This is a genomic window from Streptococcus sp. SCPM-O-B-15304 (M98) (assembly GCF_058200215.1).
The window spans coordinates 1-15,375 of record NZ_JBYQGQ010000007.1; the positions used below are offsets into that span (position 1 = coordinate 1).

Below are 15,375 nucleotides of genomic sequence, written 5' to 3' on the forward strand. Positions count from 1 at the left end.
AAGCACATCGGCTTCAACAAGTGCAAGCACATCAGCTTCAACAAGTGCAAGCACATCAGCAAGTACGTCAGCTTCAACAAGCGCAAGCACATCAGCAAGCACATCAGCAAGTACGTCAGCTTCAACAAGCGCAAGCACATCAGCTTCAGCAAGCACATCAGCTTCAACAAGTGCAAGCACATCAGCAAGTACGTCAGCTTCAACAAGCGCAAGCACATCAGCAAGTACGTCAGCTTCAACAAGTGCAAGTACATCCGCTTCAACGAGCGCAAGCACATCAGCAAGCACGTCAGCTTCAACAAGCGCAAGCACATCAGCAAGCACATCAGCTTCAACAAGTGCAAGCACATCAGCGTCAACAAGTGCAAGTACATCCGCTTCAACGAGCGCAAGCACATCAGCAAGCACGTCAGCTTCGACAAGCGCAAGTACGTCAGCAAGCACGTCAGCTTCAACAAGTGCAAGCACATCAGCTTCTGAATCAACATCTGACACAATCGTTACAAGTAAGGGAATGCCAGAGATCTATTCTATTGAAAGTTTAAACATCGAAAGCGTAATTACTTCAGAGTCAGTGTCGACAAGTGCTTCAGAATCAGCAAGCATATCAGCTTCAGCAAGCACATCAGCGTCTGAGTCAGCATCAACAAGTGCGTCAGCCTCAGCAAGTACATCAGCTTCAGCAAGCACATCAGCTTCAGAATCAGCATCAACAAGCGCATCTATGATTCATTCGACTTCAACTAGTCAAGCTCCACAAACTGATACCACTAAGGCCCGTAAGCAATTACCAAATACTGGTGAAACAGCTTCAGCTGCAAATGCTCTCCTTGGAGTTGTAGCAGGTCTAACTGGATTAGGTTTAGTAGCCAAACGTCGTAAAGATGAAAATGAAGATGAAATCTAAGATATCTATGTTATATAGAGTAGTTCTATAACGACAAGATAAGAAAAAATCCTGAAAAGTTTAACTTTTCAGGATTTCTTTTGTTTTGAGTTCTTTGTCAACTGTAGTGACTTGAAGATAAACTAACATCTGGAGAAGACAACGATTGTTCTCTCCATTTTTATGTTCAGAGCGATAAAAATTCGTCTCTTAAAGTTGTCAAAGTTCCTAAAATCAAGGGCACTTCGTTTAATAAGTTTGATGAGATTATTAGTAGCTTCCAATTTGCCCTTGGAATAGGGAAATTGCAGGATGTTGACAATCTTTTCTTTATCCTTGAGGAACGTTTTAAAGACAGTCTGAACAAGAGGAAAAAACTGCTTTAGATTGTCCTCAATGAGTTCAAAAAATTTGTCAGGCTCTCTATTCTGAAAGTGGAACATCAAGAGTTGATAGAAATTATAATGGTGTTTTAAGTCTTCTGAATAGCTGAAGAGTTTGTCTAGAATTTCTTTATTCGTTAAGTGCATACGAAAAGTAGGGCGATAAAAACGTTTATCACGGACTTTACGGATATTCTGTTGAATGAGTTTCCAGTAGCGCTTGATAGCTTTGTATTCACAAGATTTTCAATCGAATTGTTTCATGATTTGGGCACGAACACGACTTAAAGCACGACTTAAGTGTTGGAGTAAAACAGTCCAGTGAACTCTTTTAGCTTGAGTTTAGAAATATAATAATGAAGTGGGAAAGCAATCAAGGACAATTTTTGCATTTTGAAGTGAAACAGTCTGGGAGACTGTTTCAGCCTGAGCCTCGAAATTCGAATGCGAAGCATAGTAGGGACTAACATATCCATAGTAATGATTTTCACTTGACAACTAACAGCTCTATTATATCGAAGAAATTGATTTTGGATGACGGTTGAAGTTGAAATGGCAAGGTGATGGGCAATATCGGTCATAGAAGTATTTTAATTAACTTTTGAGCAATCTTTTAATTGATGATACGAGAAATTTAATGATTTTTCTTGACGATTGAAGTCTCAGCGACAATTATTTTCGAGCAATGATAGCACTTGAAACGACTTTTTTTCAGAAGAATTCTAGCAGCCATACCAGTCTTTTCGAGGTAAGGAATCTCAGACGGTTTTTGAAAGTCATATTTCTTCATTTGATTTCCGTAATCAGGGTAAGATGGGGCATTGTAGTCTAATTTAGCTATGATTTCCTTGTGTGTATCCAAATTGATGATATCTACAATCTTTATGTTTGGGTCTTTAATATCAAGCAGTTTTGTGATAAAATATGATTGTTCAAATGATCCTTTCTAATGAGTTGTTTAGGCGCTTCTCATTAGAGATCTTATGGGACTTTTTTTGTTAGTTAAGTGATATAAAAAATGATATAATTAGTAGTGAAAATTATAAGGGTTAAGTGTATAATACTTTATTATATATAATCCTGTTAGACAATGAATACAAAGAAATTATTCGAAACTCGTTTAAATTGTACTAATTGTATGAGTTTTTAAACTTTTCGCTGAGGATTGAAATTAGGTTAGAAAGTTAGGAAAATTTATTTATGAGACCATTGATTAGTGTGATTGTTCCAGTATATAATGTAGAACAGTATTTACGACAGTGTATTGAAAGCATTTTAAAACAGTCTTATCGAGAAATAGAAGTGTTGCTGATAAATGATGGTTCAACCGATTCTTCTGGAATAATTTGTCAAGAATTTGCGGAATATGATAACCGATGTCGCTATTTTGAAAAGGAAAATGGAGGTATTTCAGATACGAGAAATTATGGATTAGATCGTTCAGAAGGGGAGTATATTACTTTTGTAGATTCGGATGATTTTTTAATGGATAATGCTATAGAAAAATTATATGCAACAGCACTATTAGGAGACTCAGATCTAGTTGTGGGAGCTTATTGTAGATTTAATGAACCAAATTTTCTCTTATATTCAAAAGAAAATTTACCGAGTTTACCTGTTACTTTTGTGGATAAAAGCTTTGCTATGAATCAAATGGACGAACTTACGGACTTCCAATTTATTATGTATTCAACTGTCTGGGGAAAACTGTACAAGCGTAGTTTATTTGAGGGGATTCGTTTTCCTTATGGGAAATATGCAGAAGATCAGTTTATAACTTGGAAATTATACATGAAGGCTTCTACAATATCTATTTGTAACCATGTTATCTATTCCTATCGTATCAATTATTCAGGCCTAACAAGTAATTTTGATTTGTCTCATCTGGACTACATTGAAGCACTAGAAGAACGGATTGAGAAGACTAGACATTTAGATGGGATTGATATGGGGAAAACTTATAAAATGTATGACTATGTTTTGAGGCGTATGTTGACAGAATTGTCAAATCATGGATACTTGGAAGAAAGACAAAAATTGGAACAGAAAATAGAGGCTTTAAAACTAGATCATATTATTAATTAGAGAATTGTAAACTTTCCCTGAAGTTAAACAAAGAATTTATCCAAAGAATGTAGTTCTGTATTGCATAGTCCAGCCTCCTATTAATTTGTGATGAGAAAATGGTGATTATGAGATTGATCCAGTGCTATTAATAAGAGTTAAAAATGATTGTTTATTTATTTTGACTGATTGAAGTAGAGGATCTCAAATTATCCGATTGATTTCAAATAAAAGTGTGGAAACGATCAATCAGACTCTGAAATTTATCTTAAGACAACAAGAAATTCTTTGATGAAAAACAACGATATTTATCTTTATTTTCTTATAAGCAGATTTTTTCTGCTTTTTTTGTTATAATAATGACATTGAATTTATGGAGGGAAATAGTATTTTATACTAAAAACTAGTAGTTTTGTGCCATGGTTTTATGTATTTATAAAGAAAACTAAAGAAGTATATATTTTTGAACTTTCTGATGTTTATTTATAGAATGGAAGGAATTGTTTTGAAAAATTATTTTTCATCTATAGTTATAAAAAAAGGTTTTATAACTCTTTTCTTAATTTTTATTTATGTTCTTTGTAGTCGATTAACTCTTCCTTTTATTGATTTGAATAGTAGAGATTTTCTTGGGGGGTCTACTGCTTATTTAGCTTTTTCAACTGCAATTACAGGGGGCGATTTACGTAGTTTGTCAATCTTTTCAGTCGGTTTATCCCCCTGGATGTCATCGATGATTTTATGGCAAATGTTCTCCTTATCTAAACGTTTGAATCTTGCTTCTGGCTCTGCTGAGGTTCAGGATCGGAGAAAGATGTATCTAACTTTGACAATTGCCTTGATTCAATCGCTAGCTTTAGTAGTAAATTTACCAATCAAGGACAACTATAACACACTCTTGGTACTCATACTAAACACAACCTTGCTGATAGCCGGAACTTTTTTCTTGATATGGTTATCAGATATTAACTCTACTATGGGGATTGGAGGCTATCTTGCTATCTTATTGACTAGTATGATTCTCTATCTTCCTCAAGACATCATGGAATCAATACAAAAACTCGGGATTCCTATGTGGATTATCGTAATACTTGGAGCGATGGGGGCCGTTTTTGCCTATCTCATTGCAATTTTTTATCGTGCTCGTTATCGGATTCCAGTCAATAAGATTGGTCTCCACTCTCGCTTTAAGCGTTATTCTTATTTTGAAATTATGTTGAATCCTGCAGGTGGGATGCCCTTCATGTATGTGATGAGTTTAATTAACTTACCAACTTACCTATTTCTTTTGCTACAATTAGTAAATCCAGAGAACACGGTTTATCAACATATAATTTTCCAATATGCAACGGGGAAACCCTTGTGGATTTATACCTATATAGCGACTTTGTTTGTCTTTAGTATTGCCTTTGCTTTTGTCAATATTAGTGGGGAACGAGTGGCAGAACGGATGAAAAGCTCTGGTGAGTACATTTATAGCGTTTATCCAGGTGAGGATACCAGTAATTTTATTAATAATCTAGTATTCAAATTTGCTATTGTAGGTGGTATCTTTAATGTGTTATTCGCAGGTCTACCGATGTTATTTGTTTTAGTTGATGAACAATTATTGAGAGTGAGTATGATACCAGGTTTGTTTATGATTTTAAGTGGTATGATCTTTAACATTAAAGATGAAATTAGTGCACTGAAGTTAAACGAAACTTATAAACCACTGATTTAGGAGAGTGTTATGTATTATTTTATTCCGGCTTGGTATGGTAGTCATCGTCAGTGGCATGCAGATATCATCCCTTGGTATCGGTCTTCTTTTAAGTTGGAGTTTGACGATACCTTCAATCAGATTCGTCTGTTAGATAGACAAGAACTGCCGTCAAGCCTTTTTGTTTTAGCCTATCAACCACATCTTCGCTATTTCTTACATCGTCATAGTGTATTAGAGGCTGAAATATATTCTATTTTTGATGAAATGCAAGATATTACGGATATTTCTCCACAAGTACTGAATATCAGAGATATTGAGTGGGATAAGGACTGTGAATTTATGTACAGTCCTTTCGCTATTGTTATCCACAAAGATGGGAAACGCTATGCTCAAATTGAGCATGGTGTGGAAGGTTTTATTAGTGATATTCAATATTTTGATACCCAAGGGCAAATGATCGAGCACTATATTATGGATGACCGTGGCCTGGTTTCGAGTGTCATTTATTATCAGGATAATTATCCATCTTATCAAGATTATCTGAATTCTGAGGGAATTTGGCAGTTCAGAGAGTATTTACAAGAGGATGGTAGGGTAGAGATTAATCCTATTTTTGCCTTTCGTTTTGATTCGCTCCACTATAGTGATATGGAGCAGTTGGTGGCTGAATTCTTTGAAAAACGACTCGAAAAGATTAAAGAGAGTAGTGATTTATTTATTATTCCATCTGACTCTCGACATAACGATTTTGTTCTAAATCGCTTGCCTGAAGCAAATCCTAAAATATTGAGCCTTTTCATCGGTCGTAATCCAAAGGAGAGCATGAGAGATCTACTTGGGTCTATATCCAAAGTCGATTTGGTCTTAGTTGATAGAGAGGATAGCCTTCAGCTGTTGCAGGAATTGTATCCAGATAAATACAATCTTTTCAAACATTTATCGCCATTTGATACTCGTTTGAGATTGGGAAAAAGTCAGACAAAGAGAGAATCTATAATTTATTATCAACTTAATTTTGAAGAAGAATTGGACAAAGAAGGTCTTTTTCAAATCTTATCCTTCCTTGCAGAGACCAAAGACACTGAGGTAATTTTCGGTGCTTTTGCTGCCAGTAACGACCAGATGGATAGAGTCGCAGAGGCCATTCAGGAAATTATAAATGAAAAATTCTCGGCAGAAATTTTTGAGAAAGCAATCGACTATGAAGGGGCTGAAAATCCTTTGAAGGAAAATGTCCAACAGAAACTTCGCTATCGCTTGTTAAACATCAATGATGAATTGGAAATGATTAAGACCTTAGAATATGTTCGTTTGATTGTTGATTTGAATCCACAACCTCACCTATATACCCAAATAGCGGGAATTAGTGCAGGAATTCCTCAGGTGAATCAAGTAGAGACTGTCTATGTTGACCATTTGAAAAATGGCTACTTGCTTTCTACTATCACAGAATTTAAGAAAGCGGCCCATTACTACCTGGATACCCTAAAAGAATGGAATCAGTCTTTGATCTACTCGGTTGATAAAATCAAGGAACATACAGGTGAAAAATTTGTGGGGAAACTAGATCAATGGATAGAGGAGAGTACAAATGTCAAAGGATCTTAAAATCCTACAGATAGGGACAGAAAATTGGAAGCATCGTTATGAGATCCCTAAAAAGATGGATTGGTATTATTTTTATCCTAATTCTCCTAAGGCTCTTAAAGAAACGATAAAAATGGATGAGATTCGCAAGTTCAATGCCATTCTCATCGAAGATGGCCGTTACTTGGTTGACCTATTACCAATCATTAAAATAATTGAGCCCTATACGGTTTTCTATAACCAAGAGTTTCAAACAAGCAATCCTCTTATTTCGGATTTAATCAAAAAACGCTGTGCCCAAGCAATTGACTTTTCAGACCCACAGAAGCTCTTAAAAGATTTATCCACTTCCTTATTCGGTGGTGGATACGGGGATAAGATGAAACCAGCTACAATAGAAGTTCATCCAAGTTTTAAAGGCTCTGTTTCTTATCAAGGCTTTGAGTATCTGCTCTTAGAGGGGGATTTTGGTTCTGAGTTTTCTCAAGTAGCTCATTGGAAATACAACTTTGTCTCTGCAACAAAACTTCCAATCGAGTTGTGGCTAGAGTATGAAAAAAGTGAAGGTGTAGAATTTCAGTTTCGGGTTAAAAAAATGCCTGAAGGTTCGGTTTCAGATATTGTGGAAGACTTGATCTTTACAGAAGAAGACCTGAAGACAGCCCTAATCATGGATCAGGATTACAATGCCTACCTATGTCTGTCTGTCGAGGCGCGTGGTCAAGGAACTCTAAAGTTGGGAAGTCTACATCAACGTTGGAGTCGGAAGTACTTTGGGAAATTTGTTCTTGGGGGGAATATCTTACACGATAATAAGCGTGATGAGATTAACTACTTCTTCCATCCTGGAGATTTTAAACCACCATTGGCTGTCTACTTTTCAGGATTTCGACCTGCCGAGGGATTTGAAGGATACAGAATGATGCTAAATTTCAAGTGTCCCTTCATTCTGTTCTCTGATCCTCGATTAGAAGGTGGAGCATTTTACCTGGGTAGTGAAGAACTGGAAGAAAAAATCAAACAAACGATTGAACATTATCAGGAATACTTAGGTTTTGATAAAAAAGATCTAATCTTATCAGGTTTATCAATGGGAACTTTCCCTTCTCTTTACTATGGCTCATTCTTTGAACCGAAAGGAATCGTTGTGGGTAAACCCTTAGCAAATTTAGGAACAATTGCAAGACGTGGTAGATTGGAAGCACCAGGTGTCTTTCCAACAGGATTCGACGTGCTTCATCATCAAACTGGAGGAATCAGCCCAGCCCACATGGATGAGTTGGATAACCGTTTTTGGTCTGCCTTCAAACAAGCAGATTTTTCTCAAACGACGTTTGGTCTTTCTTACATGAAGGATGAAGATATGGATAGTCATGCTTATGATCAGCTAGTCACTACGCTCTGTCAAACTGGAGCGAAGATCTTATCAAAAGGAACAGCCGGTCGACACAATGATGATACAGGAACCAACGTTACCTGGTTTATCCATTTTTATAACATGATATTACAAGCAGAATTTGGAAGAGGTGAGACATGATTATAAATCAAAGAGAAGACATACTCTGGGAGGATATGGGAGCAACTTACCTGTATGGAACTCGAGTTCAGTTTTGGGAAGATGGCCATATCAGTCTTTCAAATCCATTACTAGCTTCAGGAGAAGTTCTCAAATCATGGCTTTCAAGCTCGAATTATCAAGGTGATAGAAGCCAACCCAGCCTACCTCTCTTAAAAAGAAATCATCGCTATCAATTCACCATGAATATGACTTGTTATCCTGAAAATAGCATTTACATCAAACTAGTTTTCTTGGACCGTTACGAAGAAGTGCTGGAAGAAAAAGTGGAGAAAACCCTATCTTTTTCTTTCATTTATCCTGAGGAGGCTTATACATATAGAGTTTCTCTCATTGCTGCTGGGTTTGAGTCACTCGATTTTTATTCTTTCTTAATTAAGGAGTATGATCGTGTTTAATAGTTTGTATCAAAATAGAAAACTTAGAAAAGTCAGAGCTACTTTAAAAAAGATCAATGGTCTTAAAGATGAGATGGCAGCTCTTAGCGATGAAGCCTTGGCAGCAAAAACGGTAGAGTTTCGTCAACGTTTAGCAGAGGGGGAAACCTTAGATGATTTACTTGTTGAAGCTTTTGCAGTTGTACGAGAAGCTGATAAGCGAATCCTAGGAATGTTTCCTTATGATGTTCAAGTTATGGGGGGGATTGTCATCCACCAAGGAAATGTTGCCGAGATGAATACCGGTGAAGGAAAGACTTTGACTGCGACTATGCCTCTTTATCTCAATGCCCTTACTGGTAAAGGTGCTATGTTGATTACGACCAATGAGTATCTAGCTAAGCGTGACTCAGAGGAAATGGGGCCGGTTTATCGTTTCTTGGGTTTAAGTTTAGGTTTACCTTTCACTGATGATCCTAAAGAGGAATTAACATCCAAAGAAAAAAAAGAAATCTATAACTCAGATATTATCTATTTGACAAATAATGGTCTAGGTTTTGATTATCTAAATGATAATCTAGCTTCCAGTAGTAAAGATAAGTTTTTACGTCCGTTTGACTATGTAATCATTGATGAAATTGATGATATTTTACTAGATAGTGCACAGACACCACTCATCATTGCGGGATCTCCTCGCGTTCAGTCCAACTACTATGGAATCATCGATACTTTAGTAACAACCATGGTTGAAAATGAAGACTATATCTTTAAAGAAGAAAAAGAAGAGATATGGTTGACTACAAAGGGGGCTAAAACTGCTGAAAGCTTCCTAGGAATTGATAACTTGTATAAGGAAGAATACGCCACTTATGTACGACACCTAGTCTATTCCTTGAGAGCGCATAAGTTATTTACGAGAGATAAGGAATATATCATTCGGGATGATGAGATGATTCTCCTGGATAAAGGAACTGGTCGCTTGATGGAAATGACCAAGTTGCAGGGAGGACTTCATCAGGCCATCGAAGCCAAGGAGCATGTGAAACTCTCTCCTGAAACGCGGGCAATGGCTTCTATCACCTATCAAAGTCTTTTCAAAATGTTTAATAAGATATCAGGAATGACTGGGACTGGGAAGGTCGCAGAGAAGGAATTTTTGGAAACCTATAATATGTCTGTTATTCGAATTCCAACCAATCGTCCCTTAATCCGAAAAGACTATCCAGATAATCTTTATGTAACACTACCAGAAAAGGTTTATGCTTCACTTGAGTGTATCAAGGAATACCATCTCAAAGGAAACCCACTACTAGTCTTTGTCGGATCTGTTGAGATGTCGCATCTCTATTCGTCCCTACTGTTGCGGGAAGGAATCGCCCATAACGTCTTGAATGCCAATAATGCTGCACGCGAGGCACAAATTGTCTCTGAATCAGGTCAGATGGGAGCCGTGACGGTTGCAACATCCATGGCAGGTCGAGGAACAGATATTAAATTGGGACCTGGTGTTGCTGAACTTGGTGGCCTAGTAGTCATCGGTACAGAACGAATGGAAAGTCAGCGAATTGATCTGCAAATCAGAGGACGCTCGGGTAGACAAGGAGATCCAGGACTGTCGAAGTTTTTTGTATCATTAGAAGATGATGTCATCAAGAAGTTCGGTCCATCCTGGGTTCACAGAATGTACAAAGAGTATAGTGTTGCTGATATTACTCAACCACAAATCCTTGAGGGAAGAAAATATCACAGACTAGTTGAGAAAGCTCAAAATGCAAGTGATAGTGCTAGTCGTGCAAACAGACAGAGAACACTAGAATATGCTGAGAGTATGAATATCCAACGTGATCTCATCTATAAGGAAAGAAATCGTTTAATAAACGGAGATAGGGATCTTCGAGATGTATTATCTGAGATGATTGACGAGTATATTGAAACAATTTTATCTGAAAACATAAAAACCAGAGAAGAATTATTTCACTATATTGTCACGAATATCAGTTTTAATATCAGAGAATTGCCTCTTGATTTAGTCATTGAAGATGAACAAGCGTTGAGAAATTTCTTGATTCAAATCATTAACAATGAGTTAAATGATAAGAAGACCTTGTTAGAACCTCATGATTTATATGACCAATTTTTGAGAGTTTCCATGCTTAAAGCCATTGATGATAACTGGGTAGAACAGGTGGACTACCTGCAACAGTTGATGATGGCAATTGGCGGGCAAACAGCCAGTCAAACGAACCCTATCGTAGAATACTACCGAGAAGCCTATATGGGATTTGAAGCCATGAAAGAGCAGATTCGTTCAGATATGGTACGGAATATCTTGATGGGATTAGTTCAGATGGGACCTAAGGGCGAAATCGTAACCCATTTTCCATAAAAGGAGAATATATGACAATTTACAATATAAATTTAGGAATTGGCTGGGCCAGCAGTGGTGTTGAATATGCCCAAGCTTATCGTGCGGGTATTTTTCGCAGCCTGAATCTGCCGTCGAAGTTTATCTTTACAGACATGATTTTGGCCGATAATATCCAGCACTTAACCGCAAATATCGGTTTTGATGATGATCAGGTTATCTGGCTCTACACTCATTTCACAGATATCAAGATTGCACCGACCAGTGTGACGGTAGATGATGTTTTGGCTTATTTTGAAGGTGTAGAAAGCCGTCGTGAAAGAAATGGGAGAATTGAACGAATCTTCTTCTCAGATGAAGACAAGTTTATCACTTGTTATTTGGTTGATGAGGAAAAAGATTTCGTCCAACACGTAGAGTATGTATATGCTGGTAAATTGATCCGCAAGGATTACTTCTCATATATACGCTACTGCACAGAGTATTTTGCTCCTAAAGATAATGTAGCGACACTCTACCAAAGAACCTTCTACAATGAAGATGGGACTCCAGCTTATGAGATGTTCATGAATCAAGGGACTGAGGAAGTCTACCGTTTCAAGGATCGAATCTTATACGGGAAGCCTGCCTTGATCCGTTATTTCATGCAGACACTTCAGTTAAGTAAATCAGATCTAGTGATTTTGGATCGTGAGACAGGGATTGGTCAGGTGGTTTTTGAAGAAGCGCGTGCAGCTCACCTTGCTGTTGTCGTTCACGCTGAGCACTATAGTGAAAATGCGACCAATGATGATTATATCCTTTGGAACAACTATTATGACTACCAGTTTACCAATGCAGATAAGGTCGATCTCTTTATCGTTTCAACGGATCGTCAAAAGGAAGTTCTAGAGCAACAGTTTGCTCGCTATACCTCGCATGCTCCTAAGATTGTGACCATTCCAGTTGGAAGTGTTGACCAATTAACAAAACCACAAAAGAGTCGGAAACCATTTTCTCTTATTACAGCTTCGCGTCTAGCCAAGGAAAAACACATTGATTGGCTTGTCAAGGCTGTAATTGAGGCTCATAAGGAATTGCCAGAATTAACCTTTGATATCTACGGTAGTGGTGGTGAGGAAGGACGTCTTCATGAGATTATCGCTGCAGGTCATGCAGAAGAGTATATTAAACTCAAGGGTCATGCAGAACTCTCCCAAATCTATTCACAGTATGAAGTTTATCTAACTGCTTCTACAAGTGAAGGATTTGGTTTGACACTCATGGAAGCAATTGGCTCAGGCTTGCCATTGATTGGTTTTGATGTTCCTTATGGAAATCAAACCTTCATCGAAGATGGCGAAAATGGATATTTGATTCCAAGCTCATCTGACCATGTCGAAGATGAAATCAAGAAAGCTTATGCGGAAAAAATCTGCCAACTGTATTTGGAAAATCGTTTGGAAAGTATGAGAGAAAAATCCTATCAGATTGCTGAGAAATTCTTGACTCAAGAGATTTTGAACAAATGGGAAAAAACAATCAAGGAGGTAGTGGATGATTCAGTTATTTGATGTATACAATCAAGAAAGCCAAGATTTGCATTATAGTCTGACTGCGGCAGGACTGTCTGATTTGACTGTGGTTATTGAACCAGATGGATTTTTACCAGATGGAGTTGTCTCACCCTTCACCTATTATTTGGGTTATGACAGTGGTAAACCCTTGTACTTTAACCAAGTTCCCGTCCCAGACTTTTGGGAGATTGCTGGTAATAATCAATTTGGGACTATCAATGATCTCAATCAAGAACGAGCAGTGATTCATTTTGCAGATGGCTTACAGGCTCGTTTGGTGAAAAAAGTCGAATGGAAGACACCGGCAGGCCGCATCTTTCAAGTAGATCACTACAATCGTTTTGGAGCTTGCTTTGCTAAGACCACCTTTGATGGATCTGGTCAAGCTATTATGACTTCTTATCGGGACGTAGATCAAAAGGAAGTGATTTTAGAAAACCATGTCACAGGTGATATTCTGCTGACCTTGGAAGGTCAAGGATTGCGCCATTTTTCTGGTCGAGTGGCCTTTATTATAGACTTCTTACAAGGTTTGAAAGTGAATCTTGATCACATTCTCTTTAATACCCTATCTACCTCGTTTTTGACTTCCTTCCATTTCCCAGACAAATCAGGTCAAGATATCCTAGTTTGGCAAGAACCATTGCAGGATCATATTCCGGGAAATATGCAACTGATCTTGGAGAATGACCAACTTCGAGCTAAGACCATTATCATTCCAGATTATGCGACTTATGAACGTGCTTTGCAATTGACGGATGAAAAATTCCATCATAAGTTTAGTCATCTAGGCTATCATTATCACTTTAAGCGCGATAATTTTGTTCGTCCTGATGCCTTGATAGTGACCAATTCGGACCAACTAGAGCAAATCGAAAAACTGGTGGAGAGTTTACCAAGGGTTACTTTCCGAATCGCAGCAGTGACAGAGATGTCATCTAAGTTGTTGGATATGCTCCGCTATCCAAATGTTGTGCTCTATCAGAATGCCAGTCCCCAAAAGATTCAGGAGCTTTATCAGTTATCAGATATCTACCTGGATATCAACTATGGGAATGAACTGCTTCAGGCTGTTCGACAGGCTTTTGAACACAACCAACTGGTCCTAGCTTTTGAGGAAACAGCCCATAATCACCGCTATACAGCTCCAAATCATATTTTCGCTAAGGAAGCAGTTGATGACATGATTCATACCATTGAGTTAGCCCTTTCTCATGTCAAAGAGATGGGTCGAGCTCTTGGAGATCAAGGGTACCATGCCAATTATGTAGATCCAATTATGTATCAGGAGCGGATGGAAACCATTTTAGGAGAAAGCCATGACTAAAAAAGATCTATTTTATCAAGATGTTGAAGGTCGCATGGAAGAGATGAAACAACAACCCATCAAAAAAGAAAAATCTACACGTGGTGAAAAAATTAGTAAGACATTTTCTTTCTTGATAGGATTCATCATTTTGATTGGTTTATTATTTACTTTGATAGGACTTTTGAGGTAGTTAAATGACAGAATTATTGATAATTTTAACCATTATTTTAGCTATTGTCTTAATCATCCTTGTGACCATTCAACCAAGGCAAACTCAAATTTTTTCTATGGATGCTACTAGTAATATCGGAAAGCCCAGCTATTGGCAAAGCAATACGCTTGTTAAAGTCTTAACCTTACTCGTTAGCTTATCACTATTTGTGTTGTTGCTCCTCTTTATGGTTTTAACTTTTAACTAATCTTTTTCTGTATTGATAGAACGTTTGATTTTAACAGTGAAGATTTAAAGAAATTTAAGTTTGATGAGAAAATTTTAAGAAAACTTTTAGGAATCTAGTTTATACTGTAAGCATAAGTTAAGAAGAACTTAACTTTAACTCCTAAAAATTTTTCATAATAATCTCCCTATAAAATAAAGTCGCCCAATCAGGCGGCTTATTTTTGTACTAATACTCAATGAAAATCAAAGAGCAAACTAGGAAGCTAGCCGCAGGCTGTACTTGAGTACGGCAAGGGGACGATGACGTGGTTTGAATTTGATTTTCGAAGAGTATAAGATTAAGCTTATTCATGGTATAATAGTGCTATGAGATTAGATAAATTTTTAGTTGCCTGCGCTGTAGGAAGTCGGACAGAAGTAAAAAACTTTCTAAAGGCTGGTCGCGTGATGGTCAATGGTAAAAAGGAAAAATCTGCCAAGCTGCAAATCAATGAAGAGACAGACGAGATTTGTTTTGACGGGCAAAAGCTAGACTACGAGGAGTTTGTTTACTATATGATGAACAAGCCCCAGGGGGTTATCTCAGCGACTGAAGATCCTAAACACAAGACTGTTTTGGACTTGTTGGATGACTTGGCTCGTTCAAAGGAAGTTTTCCCTGTCGGTCGTTTGGATATTGATACGCATGGACTCTTACTCTTGACCAATGATGGCCAGTTGGCTCATGCTCTTCTTTCACCAAAACGCCATGTGGATAAGACTTATCTGGCACAGGTCAAGGGAATCATGACGGATAAAGACATTGAGACATTTGCACAAGGGATTCCGCTCAAAGACTTTACCTGCCAACCTGCTAAGCTGGAGCTTGTGTCTCTTGATAGAGAAAAAAACCAAAGTCTGGTTCGTGTAACCATTGCCGAGGGGAAATTTCACCAGGTTAAACGAATGGTAGCCTACTGTGGCAAGGAAGTGATGGACTTGCAACGTCTGACCATGGGAACTTTGACCTTGGATGAGGATTTGAAACGTGGAGAATGGCGTCGCTTAACCACAGAGGAATTAGAAGGTTTGCTCGAAAGTGTTGGGTAAACTGTGTAATCTTTGAAAAAGGTGAGGAAAATATCCTTACCTTTTTCAGTTTTTGGTTGCTTCCTTTGTGAAAAGAGT

At 37.7% G+C, this 15,375-nt stretch carries 14 protein-coding genes and 1 pseudogene; 12 read left to right on the top strand and 3 right to left on the bottom strand.

What is annotated here, in order from left to right:
- Positions 1-495, bottom strand: a 495-nt coding sequence (locus AC3E7H_RS05460) for a hypothetical protein (RefSeq protein ID WP_490676219.1), incomplete at its 3' end; no start/stop codon positions are given.
- Positions 496-525: 30 nt separating this feature from the next.
- On the bottom strand, positions 526-690 hold the full coding sequence (locus tag AC3E7H_RS05465) for a hypothetical protein (protein ID WP_007554857.1): 165 nt from the start codon (positions 688-690) through the stop codon (positions 526-528).
- A 34-nt stretch (positions 691-724) separates the two neighbouring features.
- Between AC3E7H_RS05465 and AC3E7H_RS05470 the strand changes: the two genes are divergently transcribed.
- Complete coding sequence (locus AC3E7H_RS05470) at positions 725-907, top strand: LPXTG cell wall anchor domain-containing protein (protein WP_007554870.1); 183 nt, start codon at positions 725-727, stop codon at positions 905-907.
- Positions 908-1,029: 122 nt separating this feature from the next.
- On the opposite strand, the pseudogene AC3E7H_RS05475 reads toward AC3E7H_RS05470, so the two are convergent.
- Positions 1,030-2,188, bottom strand: a pseudogene (locus AC3E7H_RS05475) (transposase).
- 281 nt (positions 2,189-2,469) lie between these two features.
- Here AC3E7H_RS05475 and AC3E7H_RS05480 point away from each other — a divergent pair.
- The 11 genes from AC3E7H_RS05480 (at position 2,470) to AC3E7H_RS05530 (ending at position 15,297) form a co-directional block, all read left to right on the top strand.
- A complete protein-coding gene (locus AC3E7H_RS05480) occupies positions 2,470-3,354 on the top strand; it encodes a glycosyltransferase family 2 protein (RefSeq protein ID WP_490676220.1) in 885 nt (294 codons plus the stop codon).
- A 484-nt stretch (positions 3,355-3,838) separates the two neighbouring features.
- Positions 3,839-5,056: an accessory Sec system protein translocase subunit SecY2 gene (secY2, locus tag AC3E7H_RS05485; RefSeq protein ID WP_490676221.1), complete on the top strand. Its 1,218-nt coding sequence runs from the start codon at positions 3,839-3,841 to the stop codon at positions 5,054-5,056.
- Between the two features lie 9 nt (positions 5,057-5,065).
- Positions 5,066-6,646 carry an accessory Sec system protein Asp1 gene (gene asp1 / locus AC3E7H_RS05490; RefSeq protein ID WP_000291167.1) on the top strand — a complete coding sequence of 527 codons (1,581 nt, stop codon included), beginning with the start codon at positions 5,066-5,068 and terminating at the stop codon, positions 6,644-6,646.
- Entirely contained in the window at positions 6,630-8,162 is a 1,533-nt protein-coding gene (gene asp2 / locus AC3E7H_RS05495) for an accessory Sec system protein Asp2 (protein ID WP_000031197.1), read from the top strand. Before asp1 ends, asp2 begins: the two co-directional genes overlap by 17 nt.
- Complete coding sequence (gene asp3 / locus AC3E7H_RS05500) at positions 8,159-8,599, top strand: accessory Sec system protein Asp3 (RefSeq protein ID WP_000586333.1); 441 nt, start codon at positions 8,159-8,161, stop codon at positions 8,597-8,599. The genes asp2 and asp3 overlap by 4 nt, the downstream gene beginning before the upstream one ends.
- Entirely contained in the window at positions 8,586-10,964 is a 2,379-nt protein-coding gene (gene secA2, locus AC3E7H_RS05505) for an accessory Sec system translocase SecA2 (RefSeq protein ID WP_398578194.1), read from the top strand. Before asp3 ends, secA2 begins: the two co-directional genes overlap by 14 nt.
- Before the next feature lie 11 nt (positions 10,965-10,975).
- The gene (gene gtfA, locus AC3E7H_RS05510; protein ID WP_075228152.1) at positions 10,976-12,496 is read left to right on the top strand and encodes an accessory Sec system glycosyltransferase GtfA; all 1,521 of its coding nucleotides are present in this window, start codon (positions 10,976-10,978) and stop codon (positions 12,494-12,496) included.
- A complete protein-coding gene (gene gtfB / locus AC3E7H_RS05515) occupies positions 12,480-13,826 on the top strand; it encodes an accessory Sec system glycosylation chaperone GtfB (RefSeq protein WP_075228151.1) in 1,347 nt (448 codons plus the stop codon). The genes gtfA and gtfB overlap by 17 nt, the downstream gene beginning before the upstream one ends.
- Entirely contained in the window at positions 13,819-13,998 is a 180-nt protein-coding gene (gene asp4, locus AC3E7H_RS05520; RefSeq protein WP_049508236.1) for an accessory Sec system protein Asp4, read from the top strand. The genes gtfB and asp4 overlap by 8 nt, the downstream gene beginning before the upstream one ends.
- Positions 13,999-14,002: 4 nt before the next feature.
- A complete protein-coding gene (gene asp5 / locus AC3E7H_RS05525) occupies positions 14,003-14,227 on the top strand; it encodes an accessory Sec system protein Asp5 (RefSeq protein ID WP_075228150.1) in 225 nt (74 codons plus the stop codon).
- A gap of 347 nt (positions 14,228-14,574) precedes the next feature.
- Positions 14,575-15,297 (top strand): pseudouridine synthase, encoded by a 723-nt coding sequence (locus AC3E7H_RS05530; protein WP_075228149.1) that lies wholly within the window; start codon positions 14,575-14,577, stop codon positions 15,295-15,297.
- Positions 15,298-15,375: the final 78 nt, after the last annotated feature.

Excerpts from the sequence above, each read along its gene's own strand:
- asp2 (WP_000031197.1), top strand. The coding sequence starts at position 6,630 with ATGTCAAAGGATCTTAAAATCCTACAGATAGGGACAGAAAATTGGAAG.
- secA2 (WP_398578194.1), top strand. The coding sequence starts at position 8,586 with ATGATCGTGTTTAATAGTTTGTATCAAAATAGAAAACTTAGAAAAGTC.
- asp1 (WP_000291167.1), top strand. The coding sequence starts at position 5,066 with ATGTATTATTTTATTCCGGCTTGGTATGGTAGTCATCGTCAGTGGCAT.
- gtfA (WP_075228152.1), top strand. The coding sequence starts at position 10,976 with ATGACAATTTACAATATAAATTTAGGAATTGGCTGGGCCAGCAGTGGT.
- AC3E7H_RS05530 (WP_075228149.1), top strand. The coding sequence starts at position 14,575 with ATGAGATTAGATAAATTTTTAGTTGCCTGCGCTGTAGGAAGTCGGACA.
- asp3 (WP_000586333.1), top strand. The coding sequence starts at position 8,159 with ATGATTATAAATCAAAGAGAAGACATACTCTGGGAGGATATGGGAGCA.
- asp4 (WP_049508236.1), top strand. The coding sequence starts at position 13,819 with ATGACTAAAAAAGATCTATTTTATCAAGATGTTGAAGGTCGCATGGAA.
- asp5 (WP_075228150.1), top strand. The coding sequence starts at position 14,003 with ATGACAGAATTATTGATAATTTTAACCATTATTTTAGCTATTGTCTTA.
- gtfB (WP_075228151.1), top strand. The coding sequence starts at position 12,480 with ATGATTCAGTTATTTGATGTATACAATCAAGAAAGCCAAGATTTGCAT.
- AC3E7H_RS05470 (WP_007554870.1), top strand. The coding sequence starts at position 725 with ATGATTCATTCGACTTCAACTAGTCAAGCTCCACAAACTGATACCACT.
- AC3E7H_RS05480 (WP_490676220.1), top strand. The coding sequence starts at position 2,470 with ATGAGACCATTGATTAGTGTGATTGTTCCAGTATATAATGTAGAACAG.